This is a genomic window from Anaeromyxobacter sp. SG66, from assembly GCF_022690805.1.
Lineage (GTDB): Bacteria > Myxococcota > Myxococcia > Myxococcales > Anaeromyxobacteraceae > Anaeromyxobacter > Anaeromyxobacter soli.
This window is the reverse complement of record NZ_JALCZC010000020.1, coordinates 1-15,949: the sequence shown is the minus strand read 5'-3', so window position 1 is coordinate 15,949 and position 15,949 is coordinate 1. Positions and strand designations below refer to the sequence as shown.

The window sequence follows — 15,949 nt, the reverse complement described above, 5'->3', positions numbered from 1 at the left end:
GCCCGCCTCGCTAGGTCGCGTAGAAGTAGTAGAACTGCGGGTGCGTCGCGAGCTCCTCCTTGAAGACGAACACCCGCTTCGTCTCCATGACCCGGCGGATCTCGCTCTCCGGATCGAGGAGGTTGCCGAACTTGCGCGCGCCCACGGGGCAGACCTCGACGCAGGCCGGGTAGCGCCCCTCGCGCGTGCGCTGGATGCAGAAGGTGCACTTCTCGACCACGCCCTTCGGACGCGGGCGGTTGCCGAGGTAGTGCTGGTGCGGGTTCAGCTCGTCCGCGGGCAGGGTCGGCGTCGCCCAGTTGAAGTGGCGCGCGCCGTACGGGCAGGCCGACATGCAGCAGCGGCACCCGATGCACCAGTCGTAGTCGATGACGACGATGCCGTCCTTCTCCTTCCACGTCGCCTGCGTCGGGCACGCCTTCACGCAGGGCGGGTTCCGGCACTGCTGGCACTGAACGGGCATGTAGAACTTGCCCGGCCGCGGCACCGCGTCCGCCTCGTAGTAGTGGTTCGCGTGGGCGAGATCGACGCCGTGCTCCTTGTCCATCTCCATCACCCGGATCCACTGGATCTGCGGACTCTGCCGCGACGGGTTGTTCTCCGCCACGCACGCGTAGACGCAGCGGCGGCAGCCGACGCAGCGCGAGAGGTCGAGGCCGTAGCCGAACTCGACGCCGGGCCGCGGGCCGGTGGCGGACACCGTGGTCTTCTTGCCGAAGCGCTCGAGGTTCTTCCGCTCCACCTTCGCGAGCACGTGGCGGAGCTCGTCCGGCGAGAGCTCCTTGAAGTGGCCGCGCAGGAAGTCCTCCATCTCCACGCCGCAGGAGGAGAGCGCCGCGACGGCGGCGCCGGCGGCGGCGGTGCGCATGAAGGCGCGGCGCGACGGGTCGGCGGGCGCGTCCGCCACGACGGGCAGGCTCTTCCGCTCGGACATGGCTACCTCCCGCCCGCGGCGGTGGTGGAGGCCTTCGGCGCCACGGGGCGGCGCATCTCCTCGGGACGGAGCGGCCGCGGCTCGGGGCGCAGCATCTCCAGCGTGGGCGCGGTGGTCTTCTTCCCGTCCACCTCGATCTCCTTCACGCCCTTGAAGCCCGGCGTGTGCGGGTTGTGGCAGTTCACGCAGAGGAAATAGGTCTTCTGGCCGTCCCACTGGCCGACGCGCTTGCCGTGCACGCCCGCGCGCCAGTCGCGGTACTTGTCGCCGTGGCACTGGCCGCAGAGCCGGTACGACTCCGTGAACGGCACCGTCTCGCCGCTCGCGAGCTTCAGCACGTCCCGGTTCTGCGCGTCGTGGCAGTCGAGGCACCAGCGCGCGTTGGAATCGTGGTCGAACACCTTCTGGATGTCCTCGTGGAACGTGAGCTCGCGGCGGGTGCGATCGCCCGGATCGACGTGGCACCCGCTGCACGGGAAGATCCCCTCGGAGAACGGAGGCGGCTCCGCCTGGATCAGCGGAGGCGTCCTCGGCCCCTCCGCCGTCTCCCGCGCCTTCGCGCCGTTCGCCGGCTCGGGGCTGGGCTCGCTCTTCGTACTCTTCGTCGGTCCCGCCGGGCTCGCGGCAGGGTTACCGCCCGCGGCGTGCGCGGGCGGCGGTGACGCGAGCGCGGCGGCGACGATCGCCAGGATCGTCAGGGCATGGGTGTCGAGGCGCATGGAGTCTCCCGCTCTCGGGGGAACGTACTCCGCGACTTGATCTGTCGTTTGATCTAGGTCAATTCGATGCTCGCTCGCTTGGGGCGTGAGCGCCCACTGACGCCGCGTCTACGCACCCTTGCGCGGCAACCGGAGCGCCCGCTCCTCCTGCCGCCGCCATTGACCGTGCGCCGCCCCGGAGGCCGCGAGCCGCTCGAGGATGGCCCCGCTCGCGGCGTCGATGCGTCCTGGCGGCTCGCGCGCCCAGGGGGTGCCGGGCAAGGGCATGAACGCGTGCGCGTGCACGCGCGCTCCCTCGGCTGCGAGCCGGAACATGGCCTGACGCGTCGCGACGCGGTCCTCCTCGGTCTCGCCCGGCAGGCCGAAGATGAAGTCCACCGACGGCAGGAACCCGGCCTCCAGGGCGAGCCGGGCCGCGCGCGCCACGCTGCCCGCGTCGTGCCCGCGCTGCATCGCCGAGAGCAGCCGATCCGAGCCCGACTGGCCGCCGATGACGACCGTCCGGTTGTCGCAGTAGCGGCGCAGCAGCGCGAGCGCCTCGGCGGAGACGTGCTCGGGGCGGAGCTCCGACGGAAACGAGCCGACGAAGAGCCGCCGCGCTGGTCCGATCGCCTCGCGCGCGGTGGCGAGCAACGCCTCCAGCGCGGCGAGATCGCAGCCGCCGTCGTCCGAGCCCCACGAGAGCGCCGACGGCGTGAGCACGCGCAGGTCCCGAGCGTCGACGCGCGCGAGGGCGCGAGCCCAGCGGCGGATGGAGTCGAGCGAGCGGTGGCGGAAGCGGGCGCGGAAGAGGAACGGCGTGTGACAGAACCGGCACGCCCAGATGCAGCCGCGGGTGATCTCGAGCGGCCCGATCCGGCCGGCGCGCGGCGCGAAGGGCGGCACCTCGTCCAGATCCACGGGCGGTGCGCGGCCGCTCCTGCGCACGCCGCCGCCGTCGAGCCAGGCGAGCCCGGGCCCTCCGCGCGGATCCTCCCCCACCGCGACGCGCGCGAGCAGCGCGGGCAGGGTCTCCTCCCCTTCCCCGATGGCCACGAGGTCGAACCCCGCCGCGAGCGTGCCCGCAGGATCCGCGCTCGCGTGCGGCCCGCCCGCGACGTGCAGCACGCGTGGGTCGGGAACCGCGGCTCGCACGCGGGCGAGCTCCGCGGTCACCTCGTCGAAGCTCGCCGTGTAGAAGGACCAGGCGACCACCGGCCTGCGCCCTTCGTTCGACGCCGTCCGCGCGGCTTCGATCACGGCCTCGGGCGAGGTCGCGACGACGGCGGGGACGTCCGTGGTGGCGGGATTCGTCTCGACCGCGCCGAGGAGCACGTTGAGCGCGTGGCGGGCGGTCCTGCGGTAGTGGAGGACGAGAGTGGTCACCGCCCAGCGAGCGTGCTCCGGGTCGCGGTGGTGGGCAAGGGGCGGCCGGACGGGCTTGGTGGACGGAGTCGGTCTTGGTCAGGGTCGGGTCGGGGTCGAGGCCGAGGTCGGGTCGCGCTCGCGGCCCGTTCGCGCGGCTCGCTTCCGCTGCACCGCGACGACACGCATCGTGAACGACCCACCTCGCCGACGATCGCGAGCGCCGAGGTTCGGCGGCGGTTACGGAACGCTCCCATGCCGACCCGCTCCATCGACGTGCTGCGACCGCGCCGGCCACCGGCGTGGAGTCCCGCGGAGGGCCCGGCGGCGGCCCCCCAGCAGCGGCTTCCCCGCCCGTCGATCGTCCGGGCCGATGGGAGCACCGCGCGCGGCTCCGGCGCGCTGTGGGCTCCGAGCCAGGGCCCCTGCCGCCCGGAGACCGGGGGCGCGGGCGGCGAGCCCAGCGGCCACAACATCCCCATCCGGAAGGACTGCTGGGACTAGGACGATCGAGGCACGGTGGCGACCAGGTCGTCGCCGCGATCGCTGCGCGTCTCGATCGGCCTACCGCCACTCGCAGCGGAACTCGCAGCAGTCCGCCTTCCGCGCGCGGCAGCGCGTCTCCACCACGCTGACGCCGAGACCACCGCAGATCTCGATCGCGCGCTGGAGCCACCCGACGGTCGTCAGGCAGTCCTCGGCGACCACCTCTTCCTCGCCGCAGGTGCGGATCAGCGCCGCGCGCTCTCCGGTCGCCTCGTGGACGCGGTGTCCGGAGGAGTGCTGCGCCGCGTACATGCGAGGCACGTCCGCGAGGAACCGCTGGGGATCACCGTCGCGCACGAACGCTCGCTGGACCCCCGCCGCTCCCAGGTTCGTCGAGGCGCTGAACCGGCCCATGTCCAGGAACAGCCGCGTCCGGTCTCCGTTCGCGAGGATCGCCGCGGCGGTCATCTCCAGGCGGAGCAGGAGGTCCGCCGGATACCAGCCGCTCTGGAGGACGATCCCGCGGAGCGCCTCCTGATCCGCCTTCGAGAGGTGCCGCACCACGCGCCCCGACTTCTCCTCTCCCTGGGCCTCCAGGTACTTCAGGCGCGCGAGGAGAAGGGTCCCCTTCACCTTCCCCGTCGCTCGCGCGCCAGTCTGGGGCGATACGGCAGAAGCGCTGGGGCTGTCGGGCATGGATGTCGGCCTCCGCGGCGATCGACCGCACGCGCCACTTCGCCTTCCCCGCGCGCCGGTGTCAATCTCCTCCACTCTCGGTGCTTGCGCCTACACACACCCACGGCATACCCGGGCGGGATGAACGTGAGCCCATGCGTCGGGAGGTCCCCGGCTAGAACGTCCCCTGCGCGAGCAGGTCTCGCATCGCGACGGTGCCGACGAGCCTCCGCCGATCGTCGACCACCGGCAGCCGGTCGAGGTCGGTCTCCCCGAAGCGCTCCGCCACCTCCGCCAGGCTCATCGTGGTCGTGATCGGGACCACGTCCCGGTTCACCACGTCGGCCGCCACGATCATCCCCAGGTGGGCGTGATCGGAGATGGTGCCCTTCAGGGCGTCGAGCTGGATGACGCCGAGGAGCTCGTTGTCGACGGTGGTCACGTAGAGATCGTGCCCCGGAGGCAGGGAGAGGAGCTTCTTCAGCATCTGGTCGAACGGCAGCGTCGGCTCGACGCGCACGGCGTCGGGCACGACCAGCGCGGCCACGGGGGTGCGGCGGAGCCAGTCCGGGCGGGGCAGCTCGGGGAGCCGCACGCCGCGCCGGCGAAGCGGCGCGGTGTAGAGCGAGTCGGGCTCGATGGCCCGGCTCGTCGCGGCGGCGATCGCGGCCGAGAGCATGAGCGGGAGGATGACGCCGTAGTCGCCCGTCATCTCGAAGATGATGAGCACCGACGACACCGCCGCGTGCGTCGTGCCGGCGAGCACGCCCGCCATCCCGACGAGGGCGAGCGCGCCGGGAGGCGCGAGCCCCGGGAAGACGAGCGCGAGGAGCTCGCCCGCCGCGCCGCCGATGGCGGCCCCGTAGAAGAGCGACGGCGTGAAGAGTCCACCGGGGACGCCGGAGCCGGTGCACAGCGCGCTCGCCGCGAGCTTCAGCAAGGGGAAGATCAGCAGCGCCTTGAGCTGCACGGTGCCGAGCAGCATCGCGTGCACGCTGTCGAACCCGTTGCCGAGCACGGGCGCCCAGCGCACGGACATGAGCCCGACGACGAAGAGCCCGAACACCGGGAGGAGCGGCTTCATCCAGCGCGGGAACCGCTCGAACGTGACCTCCACCCACCCCATCACCCGGACGAAGATCACCGAGGCGAGGCCGAGGAAGGGCGCGAGGACGAGGCCGGGGACGAGCTCGCGCGGGTGGAGCAGCTCGTACTCCGGGATGATGTAAGTCATGTGCGCGCCGGGCAGGATGCGCGAGACCGCGGTCGCGACCACGCACGACACGACGATGGGCCCGAGCAGCTCGAGCGCGAACGAGCCGAGGAGCACCTCGAGCCCGAAGAGCGCGCCCCCGATCGGCGTGTCGTAGGCGGCCGCGATGCCCGACGCGGCGCCGCACGCGACGAGGACCCGCGTCTGCCGCTCGTCGAGCCTGAGCCGCGACGCGAGCCAGGATCCCGACGACGCCCCGGCCTGCACGAGCGCGCCCTCCCGGCCGAGGGACGCGCCCATGCCGACGGCGATGATCGAGAGCAGCCCCCGCGCCATGGTCGGCCCGAGCGCGAGCTGGCGATCGCGGTGCCAGATCGCCTCGATGATGCGCGCGGTGCCGTGGCCGCCCATCGGCCGCCGCCAGAACAGATAGACGACCGTGACGAGCGCGCCGGCGAGGGTGGGCACGAGGACGCGCTGGAGCGGCGGCGCCGCCTCGACCGCGGCGATGAACCGATCCGCGTCCGGCCAGGCGAGCCCCTGGACGAGTCGCAGGACGTAGAGCAGCGCGCCCGCGCCCAGCCCGGAGAGCAACCCCGTCGCGATGACGAGCACCCAGAAGCGCTGCGCGGCTCCGGGCAGGACGCGGAGGAAGTCGCGCAGCGACCGGAAGAACAGCGGCGGTGCGCCCCCCGCCGGCACTCGCGCGCCGAGGGGCGTTCCGCCCTGCGCGGCGCCCGTCCCGCGAACTGTTCCCGTCCCAGCCAAGCGTGCGCGCGCCGTCCGTGTCCCAAGCTCCGCACGATCCAGGCACGTCGGCAACGGCTGCGGTGGCGCACCGGCGTCGCACACGCCCCCGCCGGACCGCCACGCCGCTCGCCGCGAGGGCTCTACCGCCCGCCGGGATGGGGCGCAAGCTTCCGGGAGTGGATCCGGCGAAGGAGGTCGTCTCGGAGCCCGGCGCACGCACCGCGCGGGAGTTCACCCGCCGTGCCCACGCGCTCGCGAAGCTGCACGCCGTCCTCGCCGTGGGCGCCCTCGCCGGCGAGGTGCTCCTCCTGGTGCGCGGCAGGGTGCTCGTCACGCTCGCGCAGCGGTCGAACGTCGAGACCCTCACCCTCGCGTTCTTCGCCGTCTTCTTCGCCTACGTCGGCTTCCTCGGGGCGCGCGGCGTCCCGGGCGCGCTCCGCGTCCTGCGCTACGCCCTGCTCGCCAGGACGCGGGGCCGCGACCACGCAGAGCGCGCGAAGCACGAGGCGCTCGGCCCGCCCCGGGGCGAGAGCCCCCTCGCGGCGCTGAGCGTCCTCGTCGAGCGGGAGGACGCTCCCGGGCGCCCGTTCGAGCTGGCGGTGGAGGACGCGGCCGGCTCCATGGGGCGGCTCCACGTGGACGGCGCGCGGGTGCAGCACGCGCCGCACCGCCGCGACGGCTCGAACAACCTCATCGCCTACCTCGCGCACCAGGTGCAGGACGTGGCGGGCAGGCGCCAGGGGCGCGTGGTCGACGTGGTGGAGTGGGGCACGCTCGACGACGAGTCCACGCACCAGTTCCTCGCGCTCGCCGAGTTCGGGCGGAACCTCGGCGTCGCGCTCGGCAAGGAGGGGCTGTGGCCTCGCGTCACCCTCACCGCGGAGGACTGCGCCGAGCTCGAGCGCCGTCTCGCCGCGATCTGCCCTGCCCTTCGCGACGAGGGGTTCCTTCCGCACTGGGAGTACGAAGCGGAGCACAAGCTCCCCATCGTGCCCGAGCCGCTCGGGCTCGCGAGCCTCGGGCGGAGCGAGCGGCGTGCGGATCCGCTCCCGTCCCTCACCGCGCTCGCCCTGGTCGTCGCGACGGCGACGTCGATCCTCGCCGCCCTCATCCTCTATCCGCCCTGGGTCCCGGGGAAGTGACGTGAAGCGCGCGCTCGCCCTCGTCGTCGCCGCGGTCGCCGGAGCCCTCGCGGTCCGGGCGTGCGCCGGCCCGCGGCCGTCGGTCGCCGCGACCTGGCTGGAGCAGCGGTCGGACGGGTGGATCGCCGCCGCGCGGATCCGGAACGCCGGCGGCGACGGCGAGATCCAGGTCACGTTCCGGCTCCGCGATCGGGTGACCGGACGGACGATCCCCGCCGAGGGCACGGCGCAGGTGCGCCGCGGCGAGGAGGTCGAGGTGCGCGCCGCCGTGCCCGCGCCGCCCGGCGACTGGTCGGTCGAGGCGGAGTCGGAGTACCCGCCGCAGTGACGCGACGGGGGCCGCTACGTCGGCGTGCCCGGCTCGGGCACCGTCGCAGGGGCGCCCCGCCGCCGGACCACCGCCACCATGACGAGCAGCACCGCGATGCCCGTGAACGTGAGCACCACGTCCATGGCGAGCGAGCCGTGCGAGCCGCGCAGGCTCGCCGGGAAGAGCGGCGCGCTCGCCGCCCAGCCGTCGAGCCAGGTGACGTAGCTGATGGCGAGGTTCGAGGCCGAGTTGAAGAGCGCGTACTTCGTGGTCGTCGCGGCCGTGTGGCCGATGAGCTCGAGCACCATGCCCGCCCAGGTCGCGAAGGCGATCCCGTTCGCGAACGAGTACGCGAGCGTGCCCCACGCGTACGTCGCCGGCGTGAGCGGCGCGAGCAGCATGGCGAGCGCGGAGAGCGCGGTGATCCCGCCGGCCACGGCATAGGCGAGCCGGCGGCTCATCCGATCCGCGAGGTAGCCGCCCACGAGCGAGCCCGCCGCGCTGGTGATGCCGCCGCCGAGCCCGTTGACGAGCTCCACCACGCGGGCCGACGCGCCGAAGTCGGGCGCCATGCCGGCGAAGAGGTTCGTGAGGGCGCCGCAGCCGACGGGGACGAGGCAGATGACGAGCCCGGTGAACCCCGCGCGGCTGCGCACCGTCCGGCCGAGGTCCTTCGTCATCTCCCACAGGTGCAGCCCGAGCGCGCGCGCCACGCTCCCCGCCCGCGCCACCGCCGCGTCCACCCGGCGGGGCTCGACGATCCGGAGCGCGAGCGAGGCGCTCGCGACGACGACGAGCGCGAGCACGATCCCCCCCGCCCGCGGCGAGACGTGCTCGGACACCCACAGCGCCAGGGCGCCGAGGAGGCCCGTACCGCCCACGTTCGAGGCCATCGAGAACCCGCCCGCCTTGCCCTTGTCCTCGAAGCGGGTGGTGATGGCCATGAGCGCGTTGTTGGCCGCGTGGCCGGTCGTCGCCGTCGCCTGCGCGAGCATGATGAGCGTCGTGTAGAGGCCGAGGTTCCGGAGCGGATCGGGGACGAGCGAGGCGGCCACGAGCAGCGCCGCGGTCGCCGTCGTCATGGCGAGGTACCAGGCGCGCTTCAGCGACCCGATGTCGAGCACCGGGATCCAGAGGATCTTGAACGCGTGCGGGGCGAACACCGCCGCGCTGATCGCGCCGACCCGGTCGAGCGGCACCCCGCCCTGCCGCAGCCAGAACGGCATCGCGATCATCGCGTAGCCGACCGCCGCGCCGAACGGGAGGTCCAGGAACAGGAACAGCCAGGGGGGCGTCGGGCGGGCGGGCGGAGCCGCGGGCGTCGAGGTCACGCGGGGGAGTCTAAACGGCCGACCCTGATTCGCGAACAGGCGAGCGAAGCGAACCCGCCGGGGCGACGCCGCGGAGGCGGCGAAGCCGCTCGCGGCAGCGCACGGGCCCCGGCGAGCGGGGCGGGGGACGCAGTCCCCCGTTCGAACGTTTATCGCGCCTCGAGCCAGGCGCCGACCGCGGCCTGGGTCCGCTCGCGCAGCGCCACGTCCTGGCGGAGCCGCTCGAGCGTCTGGGCGATGGCCTGGCGCGCCTCGCCGAGCGGATGGGCCGCGAGGAACGCCTCCGCCTCCTCGAGCTCGCCGCGCTCGACGAGCGCGCCCATGGCCTCGACGACGCGCCGGAGCAGCATCGGCGCTCCCTTCACCCGTCCGTGCAGCTCCTCCCAGTCCGCCCGCAGCCTGTCCCAGAACGGGCGCCGCGCGGTGCGGTTCGCGAGGAGCGCCGCGACGAACGAGGCGACGTCCTGCAGCGGGACCTCGTCCGTGAAGACGAGGTCCACTCCCCGCGCCGCGAGCGCAGGCTCCTCGAAGGACGCGAGCGCGAGGAGCCAGCGGCGCCGGAAGGCGGGGTCGGTCTCCTTGGCGAAGAGCCCGCGGAACGCCTCGAAGCGCGCGAGGTCGCCGCCGCGCGCCGCCATCGCCACGGCGGCGTCGTGCAGGTTCGGCTCGAGCGCCCCGCGGTCGCCGCCGATCCAGCGGTCGAGCCGCGCCGCCGCCTCGTGGGTCACGCCCGCGCTCCGGGCCACGAGCCCGAGGGCGCGCACCGCGGCGGCGCGCCGGAGGCGCACCTCGTCACCCTCGCTCGGCGCCGCGCCCCAGCCGCACGCGGCGAGGCGCGGCCCGAACAGCGTCACGACGAGCGCCGCGAAGCGGAGCCGGTCGCCGTCGCCGAGGAGGCGGTACTCGATGGCGGACAGGCGCGCGACGAGCTCGTCGAGGACCGCGTGATCCTCCTCGCCGCCGAAGCGCGTCACGAGATCGAGGAACGCCCCGATCTCCCGCTCGCCGCTCCGCACGAGCGCCCACTCGTCGGAGACGAGCTGGATGCGCTCCGCGGGCGCGAGCCCGGCGAGGTTCTGCCCCAGGGCCTCGAGCCCCGCGGCGTCGTAGGCGACCCGGTAGAACCCCGTCGCGCCGGCGTTGGCGCAGACGAAGGCGGGCGCGTCGGCCCCCGCGAGCTCCACCTCCGCGCGCCGCTCGCGCAGGAGGACGCGCTGCTCCGTCACCCGATCGCCGTCGCCGTGGCGGAGGACGAGCGGCACCGGCCAGACCGTGTCTTCCCCACCCGCGGCGCTCCCCTCCGAGAAGAACCGCCGCTGCTCGAGCGTGAGCACGCGCCCCTCGCGGCGGACGTGCACGAGCGGGAACCCGGGCTGGCCGATCCAGGCGTTCGCGAGCTCGACCACCGGCTCGCGCGAGGCCTCGGCGAGCGCGCCCCACAGGTCGTCGGCGACGGCGTTCCCCTTCGCGTGGCGGCGCATGTAGAGCCGGATCCCGTCCCGGAACCGCTCCGCGCCGAGGTAGCCCTCGATCATGCGGAGCACCGCCCCGCCCTTCTCGTAGGTGATGAGGTCGAACGCCTCGCCTGCCGCGTTCACGTCGCGGATCTCGGCGTGGATGGGGTGCGTGGAGCGCAGGGCGTCGAGGTGCATCGCCGCCGCCTTGCCCTGGTCGAACTCGAGCCAGACGCGCCAGGCGGGGTTCCACTGATCCACGACCTTGAACGCCATCCAGGTGGCGAACGCCTCGTTGAGCCAGAGGTCGTCCCACCACGTCATGGTGACATAGTTGCCGAACCACTGGTGCGCGAGCTCGTGGGTGACCACCTCGGCCACCCGCTTCTTCTGGGCGAGCGACGCGGTCCCCGGATCGAGGAGGAGGGCGACCTCGCGGAAGGTGATGAGCCCCGCGTTCTCCATCGCCCCGGCCTCGAACTCGGGGAGCCCGACCTGATCGACCTTGCCGAACGCGTACGGCACGCCGAAGTAGTCCTCGAGGCGAGGCAGCACCTCGACGGCGACGGCCTGGCCGAAGCCGGTGAGCGGGAGCTTCTCGGGCGAGGCCCAGGTGCGGACCGGCACGCCGCGGACGTTCACGGATGGGAAGGACTGCACCCCGCCGACGACGAGCGCGACGAGGTAGGTCGGCAAGGGCGGGGTCTCGGCGAAGACCACCCGCCGGCGGCCCCCGGGGAGCACCTCCTCGCCCTCGGGTGCGCCGTTCGAGAGCACGACCGCGCCCGCGGGCGCCTCGATCGTGAGCCGCCACGTCGCCTTGAAGCCCGGCTCGTCGAACGAGGGGAACACGCGCCGGGCGTCCGCCGCCTCGAACTGCGTCGCGCAGAGGGCGGGGGCCGCGAGGTAGAGCCCGCGGAGCCCCGGGCTCATGCGCCCGGTCCAGGCGAGCTCGAGCGTGCCCGGCCCGCCCTGCACCGGCTCCGCGAAGCGCAGGACGACGGTCTCGCTCGCGGGCGCCGGCGTGACCGACGCGACGAGGACGCGGCCGCCGGCGTGGAGCGCGGCGCGTGTCACGTCGAGCTCGGCGGCGTGCAGGACGATCTCGTCCACCCCCCTCGAGGACGAGAGCTCGATCCGCTCGCTGCCCGAGAAGCGCTTTCCGTCGAGATCGACGGACAAAGTGGCCTCGTAGCGGAGCGGACGGAGATGGGGCGGGAGCCGGAAGGTGCGGTCGTCGGTGGGGTGTGGCATCGGTCGGTCCTCGAGCGCGCGCGCGGCGCACGCGCAAGGCGTAACCGATGACGGCCGCGTTCCCCACGACTTTCGGCAGGGCACGTGACGTGGCGCAGCTGGATACCCGCGCGGGCGCGCGCCGACCCGCCGGGGCCGGGACGGAGCCGGCTCTACGCGGACACGGCCCCGGAGCTCCGCCATCCTCGCGGCGCTAAACGACAGTTCGTGATTCGCGATCACCTTTGGTGACGCGAATCACGCTGTCGTTCAGCCATGTTCGAACGGGGGCTGCGCCCCCGCCCCGCCGAGCGAAGCTCGTCGGGGCCCCACCCCTGCCCGCCGGGTCCCGTGCGCCGCCGCGAGCGGCTTCGCCGCTTCCGCGGCGTCGCCCCGGCGGGCTCGCGTCGCTCGCCTGGTCCTCGAATCATGATCGGCCGTTTAGATGCCCGCCCCGTCCTTCGGGGCGGCCGGCGCGGCCAGCCCGTCGGCCTCGTCCGGCTCCCTGCGCGGCCCCGTCTCCACGCGCGCCTCGCGCGACTGCGCGGGCTCGAGGCGCGGCAGGCGGACGGCGAAGGTCGTCCCGGTGCCGGGAGAGGAGACCACACCCACGTCGCCCCCGTGCGCCTCCACGAGGCTCCGCACGATGAAGAGCCCCAGCCCGAGCCCGCCGCGCCTGCCGCGGCGCGCGCCGGAGCGGAACGGGTCGAAGATCGACGGGAGCAGCTCGCGCGGGATCGCGCCGGCGTTGCGGACGCGCAGCTCCACCGTGCGCGGGTCCCCGCCGTCCACCTCGACCCGCACCGGCCGATCCTCGCCGTGCTGCAGCGCGTTCGCGACGAGGTTCGACACCACGCGCCCGAGCCGGTCGACGTCCCACTCGCCGGAGTCGTCGCCGCGCACCTCGACGACCGTCCGCTCCGGGTGCTCGCCCTCGAGCTCGCCCACGATGCGCCGGGCGATCTCCCCGAGCCGCGCGGCTCGCCGCTCCAGGCGGATCCCGCCGCTGACGCGCAGGCGGGTGAAGTCGAGCAGCTCCTCGATCATCCGCGCCATCCGGCGCCCGGAGAACAGGATCCGCTGGGCGGTCCTCACGGTGGGCTCGCTCTCGGCGCGGCGCTGGATGAGCTCGGCCGAGGTGAGGATGGAGGAGAGCGGGTTCCGCAGGTCGTGCGCGAGGATCCCGGCGAAGGTCTCGTTCATGCGCAGCTGCTCGCGGAGCTGCGCCACGAGCCCGTCTCGCTCCTCGAGCCGGGCGGCGAGCTCGCGCCGCTGCCGCGCGAGCTGCAGGAAGACGTCCACCTTGGAGCGGACGACGTGCGGATCGAGCGGCTTGTGCAGGAAGTCCACCGCCCCGGCCTCGTACCCCTGGAACACGCGCCCCGGCTCCCGGGCCGCCGCGGTCACGAAGATGACCGGCACCCCGCGCGCGTGCCGCGTGCCGCGCATCAGCTCGGCGAGCTCGAAGCCGTCCATCTCGGGCATGTGCACGTCGAGCACCGCGAGCGCGTACTCGTGGCGCAGGACGAGCTCGAGCGCGTCCTCGCCGGAGCGGGCGCAGTGGATCTCGAGCCCGTCCCTCGCGAGCAGCGCCTGGAGCGCGACGAGGTTCTCCTCTCGATCGTCGACGAGGAGGATCTTCTCCGGGCCGCTCACCGCCTCACCCCCGTCCGTCCCAGGGCGGCGAGGTGGACGCGGAGCTCCGCGGGCGAGAGCACGAGCTCTGGGTCCGCGGCGCGGAGGGCCGCCTCGGGCATGAGCGGCGACGACGCCGTCGCCGGGTCCTGGACGATCGCCAGCCCGCCGGCGCGACGCACGGCGGCGAGGCCCGCGGCGCCGTCGCTGCTCGCGCCGGAGAGCACCACCGCGACGACGCCGTCCGCGAAGGCGTCGGCCGCCGACTCGAGGAGCGGATCGATGGCCGGCCGGGAGTGATGCACGGGAGCGTCGACGGACAGCGCGAGCGTACCGTCCCCCTCGAGGAGCAGATGATAGTCGGGCGGCGCGAGGTACACCGTACCCGGGCACGCGCGCGCCTTGTCCTCCGCCTCGACGACCGGGAGCGCGCTCCGGGTGCCGAGGACCTCCGCCAGGAGGCTCGGCTGCCCCGCGGGCAGGTGGACGACGACGACCACGGGCAGCGGGTAACCCGGCGGCAGCGCGGGGAGGATCTCGAGGAGCGTCTCGATCGCCCCGGCGGATCCGCCGATGACCACGATGCGCGGCTCGGCCACGTTCACGCCCTCCGGTAGATCCGCTCTCCCCGATCGAAGTCGGTGAAGCGCCCGGCCTGGGCGGAGAAGCGGACGGTCTCGCGCGCGCCGAGGCCGAGGAACCCCATGGGGCAGAGCGCGTCGGCGAAGAGGCGCAGCGCCCGGTCCTGCAGCCCGCGGTCGAAGTAGATGAGCACGTTCCGGCACGAGACCATCTGCACCTCGGCGAAGACCTCGTCGGTCGCGAGGCTGTGGTCGGCGAACACGACGCGCGCGCGGAGCGAGCGGTCGAACGCGGCGCCGCCGTAGCCGGTCACGTAGTGATCGGACAGCGAGCCCTTCCCGCCCGCGCGCTGGTAGTTCTCGCTGAACGCGGGCATGCGCTCGAGCGCGAACACGCCCGCCTCCGCCTGCGCGAGCGCCGGCGGGTGGATGTCCGTGGCGTAGATGATCGTCCGCTCGAGGAGCCCCTCCTCCCGCAACAGGATCGCGTACGAGTAGACCTCCTCCCCGGTCGCGCAGCCCGCGATCCAGAGCTTCACCGACGGATACGTGGCGAGGACCGGCACCACCCGCTCCCGCACCGCCCGGAAGTACGAGGGGTCGCGGAAGAGATCGCTCACCTGGATCGTGAGGTCCTCGAGGAGCTGCGGGAAAACGGTGGGCTCGTGGAGCACGCGCTCCTGCAGGGCGGACAGCGTCCGGCAGCCGAGGCGGTGGGCGGCGCGCACGAGGCGGCGCTTCATCGAGGCCCGGCCGTAGCGGCGGAAGTCGTACTGGTACTTCTCGAAGATCGCCTCGAGGAGGAGCTGGATCTCCAGATCGACGTCTTGCGAGGCCAAAGGTCTCCTAGCGCGGCATCCAGACCCGCATGAGCGAGAGGAGCTTCTCGAGGTCGATGGGCTTCGAGACGTAGTCGTTCGCCCCGGCGTCGAGGCAGCGCTGGCGATCGTCCGCCATCGCGCGGGCGGTGAGCGCGATGATGGGCAGCTTCGCGAGCCGCGGATCGGCGCGGATGCGCCGCATCGCCTCGTATCCGTCCATCTCCGGCATCATGATGTCCATCAGCACGAGGTCCGTGCGGGGAGTGCGCGCGAGCACCTCCAGCGCCTCGCGCCCGTTCCGCGCGATGTCCACCGTCGCGCCGCGCGCCTCGAGGAGCGCCGCGAGCGCGAACACGTTGCGGACGTCGTCCTCCACCACCAGCACCCGGCGGCCCTCGAAGGCGGCCTCGCGGCTGCGCGCCACCTGGAGCATGCGGCGCCGCTCCGGCGGGAGCTCGGACTCGACCTGGTGGAGGAACAGCGTGACCTCGTCGAGGAGCCGCTCGGGTGAGCGCGCCCCCTTCACGATGATGGACCGCGAGTAGCGCCGCAGCCGCTGCTCCTCGTCCGGCTCGAGCGAGCGGCCGGTGTAGACGATGACGGGCGGGAACGGCGTCCGCTCGCTCGCGGCCATCCGCTCGAGGAGGTCGAAGCCCGAGCCGTCCGGGAGCGCGAGGTCCATCACCACGCAGTCGAAGGTCTGGCTCCCGAGCTTCGAGAGCGCGTCCACCACGGTCGAGGCGCCGACGGTCTCGACGTCGCGCCCCGAGAGCAGCCGGGACAGGCTCTCCTGCTGGACGGGGTCGTCCTCCACCAGGAGGATGCGCCGCACCCCGGCGCGGAGACGCTGCTCGAGGGTCTCGAACGCCCCGAGGAGCTCCTCGCGCTTCACCGGCTTCAGGACGTACCCGACCGCGCCCATCTCCAGCGCGGCGTGGGTGTAGTCCTCGACCGACATCACGTGGACCGGGACGTGGCGGGTGCGCGGGTCGCGCTTCAGCTGATCGAGCACGGCGAGCCCGGAGAGGTCCGGCAGCCCCACGTCGAGCACGATCGCCTCGGGGGGCTCCGCGAACGCCCGCTCGAGCCCCGCGGCCGCCGTCGTGGCGAGCTCGCAGGCGAAGCTGCGCTCCCGCGCGAGCCCGCAGAGCACCTCGGCGAAGGCCGGGTCGTCCTCGATCACCAGCACACGGCGCGCGCCGGTGAGCTTCGCAGGCGCCGCCTCCGGGGAGGCGTCGGGCGGCGCCTTCGCGAGGGCGGCGGGCGCGGTCGCGCGCAGGGCCGGCGGCGGCCGGCTCGCGGCCGGCGCGGGCTCGGCGGG

Annotated in this window: 14 protein-coding genes; 3 read left to right on the top strand and 11 right to left on the bottom strand. The window is 73.9% G+C overall.

What is annotated here, in order from left to right; translation table 11 throughout:
* Positions 1-10 precede the first annotated feature (10 nt).
* From MNZ39_RS08435 to MNZ39_RS08425, 3 genes are all read right to left on the bottom strand, one after another.
* Complete coding sequence (locus tag MNZ39_RS08435) at positions 11-934, bottom strand: 4Fe-4S dicluster domain-containing protein (RefSeq protein ID WP_242337327.1); 924 nt, start codon at positions 932-934, stop codon at positions 11-13.
* A 2-nt stretch (positions 935-936) separates the two neighbouring features.
* Positions 937-1,653 (bottom strand): hypothetical protein, encoded by a 717-nt coding sequence (locus MNZ39_RS08430; RefSeq protein WP_242337325.1) that lies wholly within the window; start codon positions 1,651-1,653, stop codon positions 937-939.
* Positions 1,654-1,761: 108 nt separating this feature from the next.
* Complete coding sequence (locus MNZ39_RS08425) at positions 1,762-3,018, bottom strand: TIGR04013 family B12-binding domain/radical SAM domain-containing protein (RefSeq protein ID WP_242337323.1); 1,257 nt, start codon at positions 3,016-3,018, stop codon at positions 1,762-1,764.
* Between the two features lie 234 nt (positions 3,019-3,252).
* On the opposite strand from MNZ39_RS08425, the gene MNZ39_RS08420 reads away from it, so the two are divergent.
* Positions 3,253-3,501: a hypothetical protein gene (locus tag MNZ39_RS08420; protein ID WP_242337321.1), complete on the top strand. Its 249-nt coding sequence runs from the start codon at positions 3,253-3,255 to the stop codon at positions 3,499-3,501.
* Between the two features lie 60 nt (positions 3,502-3,561).
* Here the strand turns inward: MNZ39_RS08420 and MNZ39_RS08415 are convergent, their stop codons facing one another.
* Positions 3,562-4,116, bottom strand: a complete 555-nt coding sequence (locus MNZ39_RS08415; protein WP_242337319.1) for a TIGR02265 family protein — start codon at positions 4,114-4,116, stop codon at positions 3,562-3,564.
* 217 nt (positions 4,117-4,333) lie between these two features.
* On the bottom strand, positions 4,334-6,073 hold the full coding sequence (locus MNZ39_RS08410) for a chloride channel protein (RefSeq protein WP_242337317.1): 1,740 nt from the start codon (positions 6,071-6,073) through the stop codon (positions 4,334-4,336).
* A gap of 224 nt (positions 6,074-6,297) precedes the next feature.
* Here MNZ39_RS08410 and MNZ39_RS08405 point away from each other — a divergent pair, with 224 nt between their 5' ends.
* Positions 6,298-7,263 carry a hypothetical protein gene (locus MNZ39_RS08405; RefSeq protein WP_242337315.1) on the top strand — a complete coding sequence of 322 codons (966 nt, stop codon included), beginning with the start codon at positions 6,298-6,300 and terminating at the stop codon, positions 7,261-7,263.
* 1 nt (position 7,264) lies between these two features.
* Positions 7,265-7,591 (top strand): hypothetical protein, encoded by a 327-nt coding sequence (locus tag MNZ39_RS08400; protein WP_242337313.1) that lies wholly within the window; start codon positions 7,265-7,267, stop codon positions 7,589-7,591.
* A 14-nt stretch (positions 7,592-7,605) separates the two neighbouring features.
* Here the strand turns inward: MNZ39_RS08400 and MNZ39_RS08395 are convergent, their stop codons facing one another.
* The 6 genes from MNZ39_RS08395 to MNZ39_RS08370 all read right to left on the bottom strand — a co-directional run.
* Positions 7,606-8,904, bottom strand: a complete 1,299-nt coding sequence (locus MNZ39_RS08395; RefSeq protein ID WP_242337311.1) for an MFS transporter — start codon at positions 8,902-8,904, stop codon at positions 7,606-7,608.
* A 149-nt stretch (positions 8,905-9,053) separates the two neighbouring features.
* Positions 9,054-11,612 carry a M1 family metallopeptidase gene (locus MNZ39_RS08390; protein ID WP_242337309.1) on the bottom strand — a complete coding sequence of 853 codons (2,559 nt, stop codon included), beginning with the start codon at positions 11,610-11,612 and terminating at the stop codon, positions 9,054-9,056.
* A gap of 420 nt (positions 11,613-12,032) precedes the next feature.
* Positions 12,033-13,247, bottom strand: coding sequence for a hybrid sensor histidine kinase/response regulator (locus MNZ39_RS24885; protein WP_242337307.1), 1,215 nt, complete (start codon positions 13,245-13,247; stop codon positions 12,033-12,035).
* Positions 13,244-13,825, bottom strand: coding sequence for a chemotaxis protein CheB (locus MNZ39_RS08380; protein ID WP_242337305.1), 582 nt, complete (start codon positions 13,823-13,825; stop codon positions 13,244-13,246). The genes MNZ39_RS24885 and MNZ39_RS08380 overlap by 4 nt, the downstream gene beginning before the upstream one ends.
* 2 nt (positions 13,826-13,827) lie before the next feature.
* On the bottom strand, positions 13,828-14,646 hold the full coding sequence (locus MNZ39_RS08375) for a protein-glutamate O-methyltransferase CheR (protein ID WP_242337303.1): 819 nt from the start codon (positions 14,644-14,646) through the stop codon (positions 13,828-13,830).
* Positions 14,647-14,653: 7 nt separating this feature from the next.
* Positions 14,654-15,949, bottom strand: a 1,296-nt coding sequence (locus MNZ39_RS08370; RefSeq protein ID WP_242337301.1) for a response regulator, incomplete at its 5' end; no start/stop codon positions are given.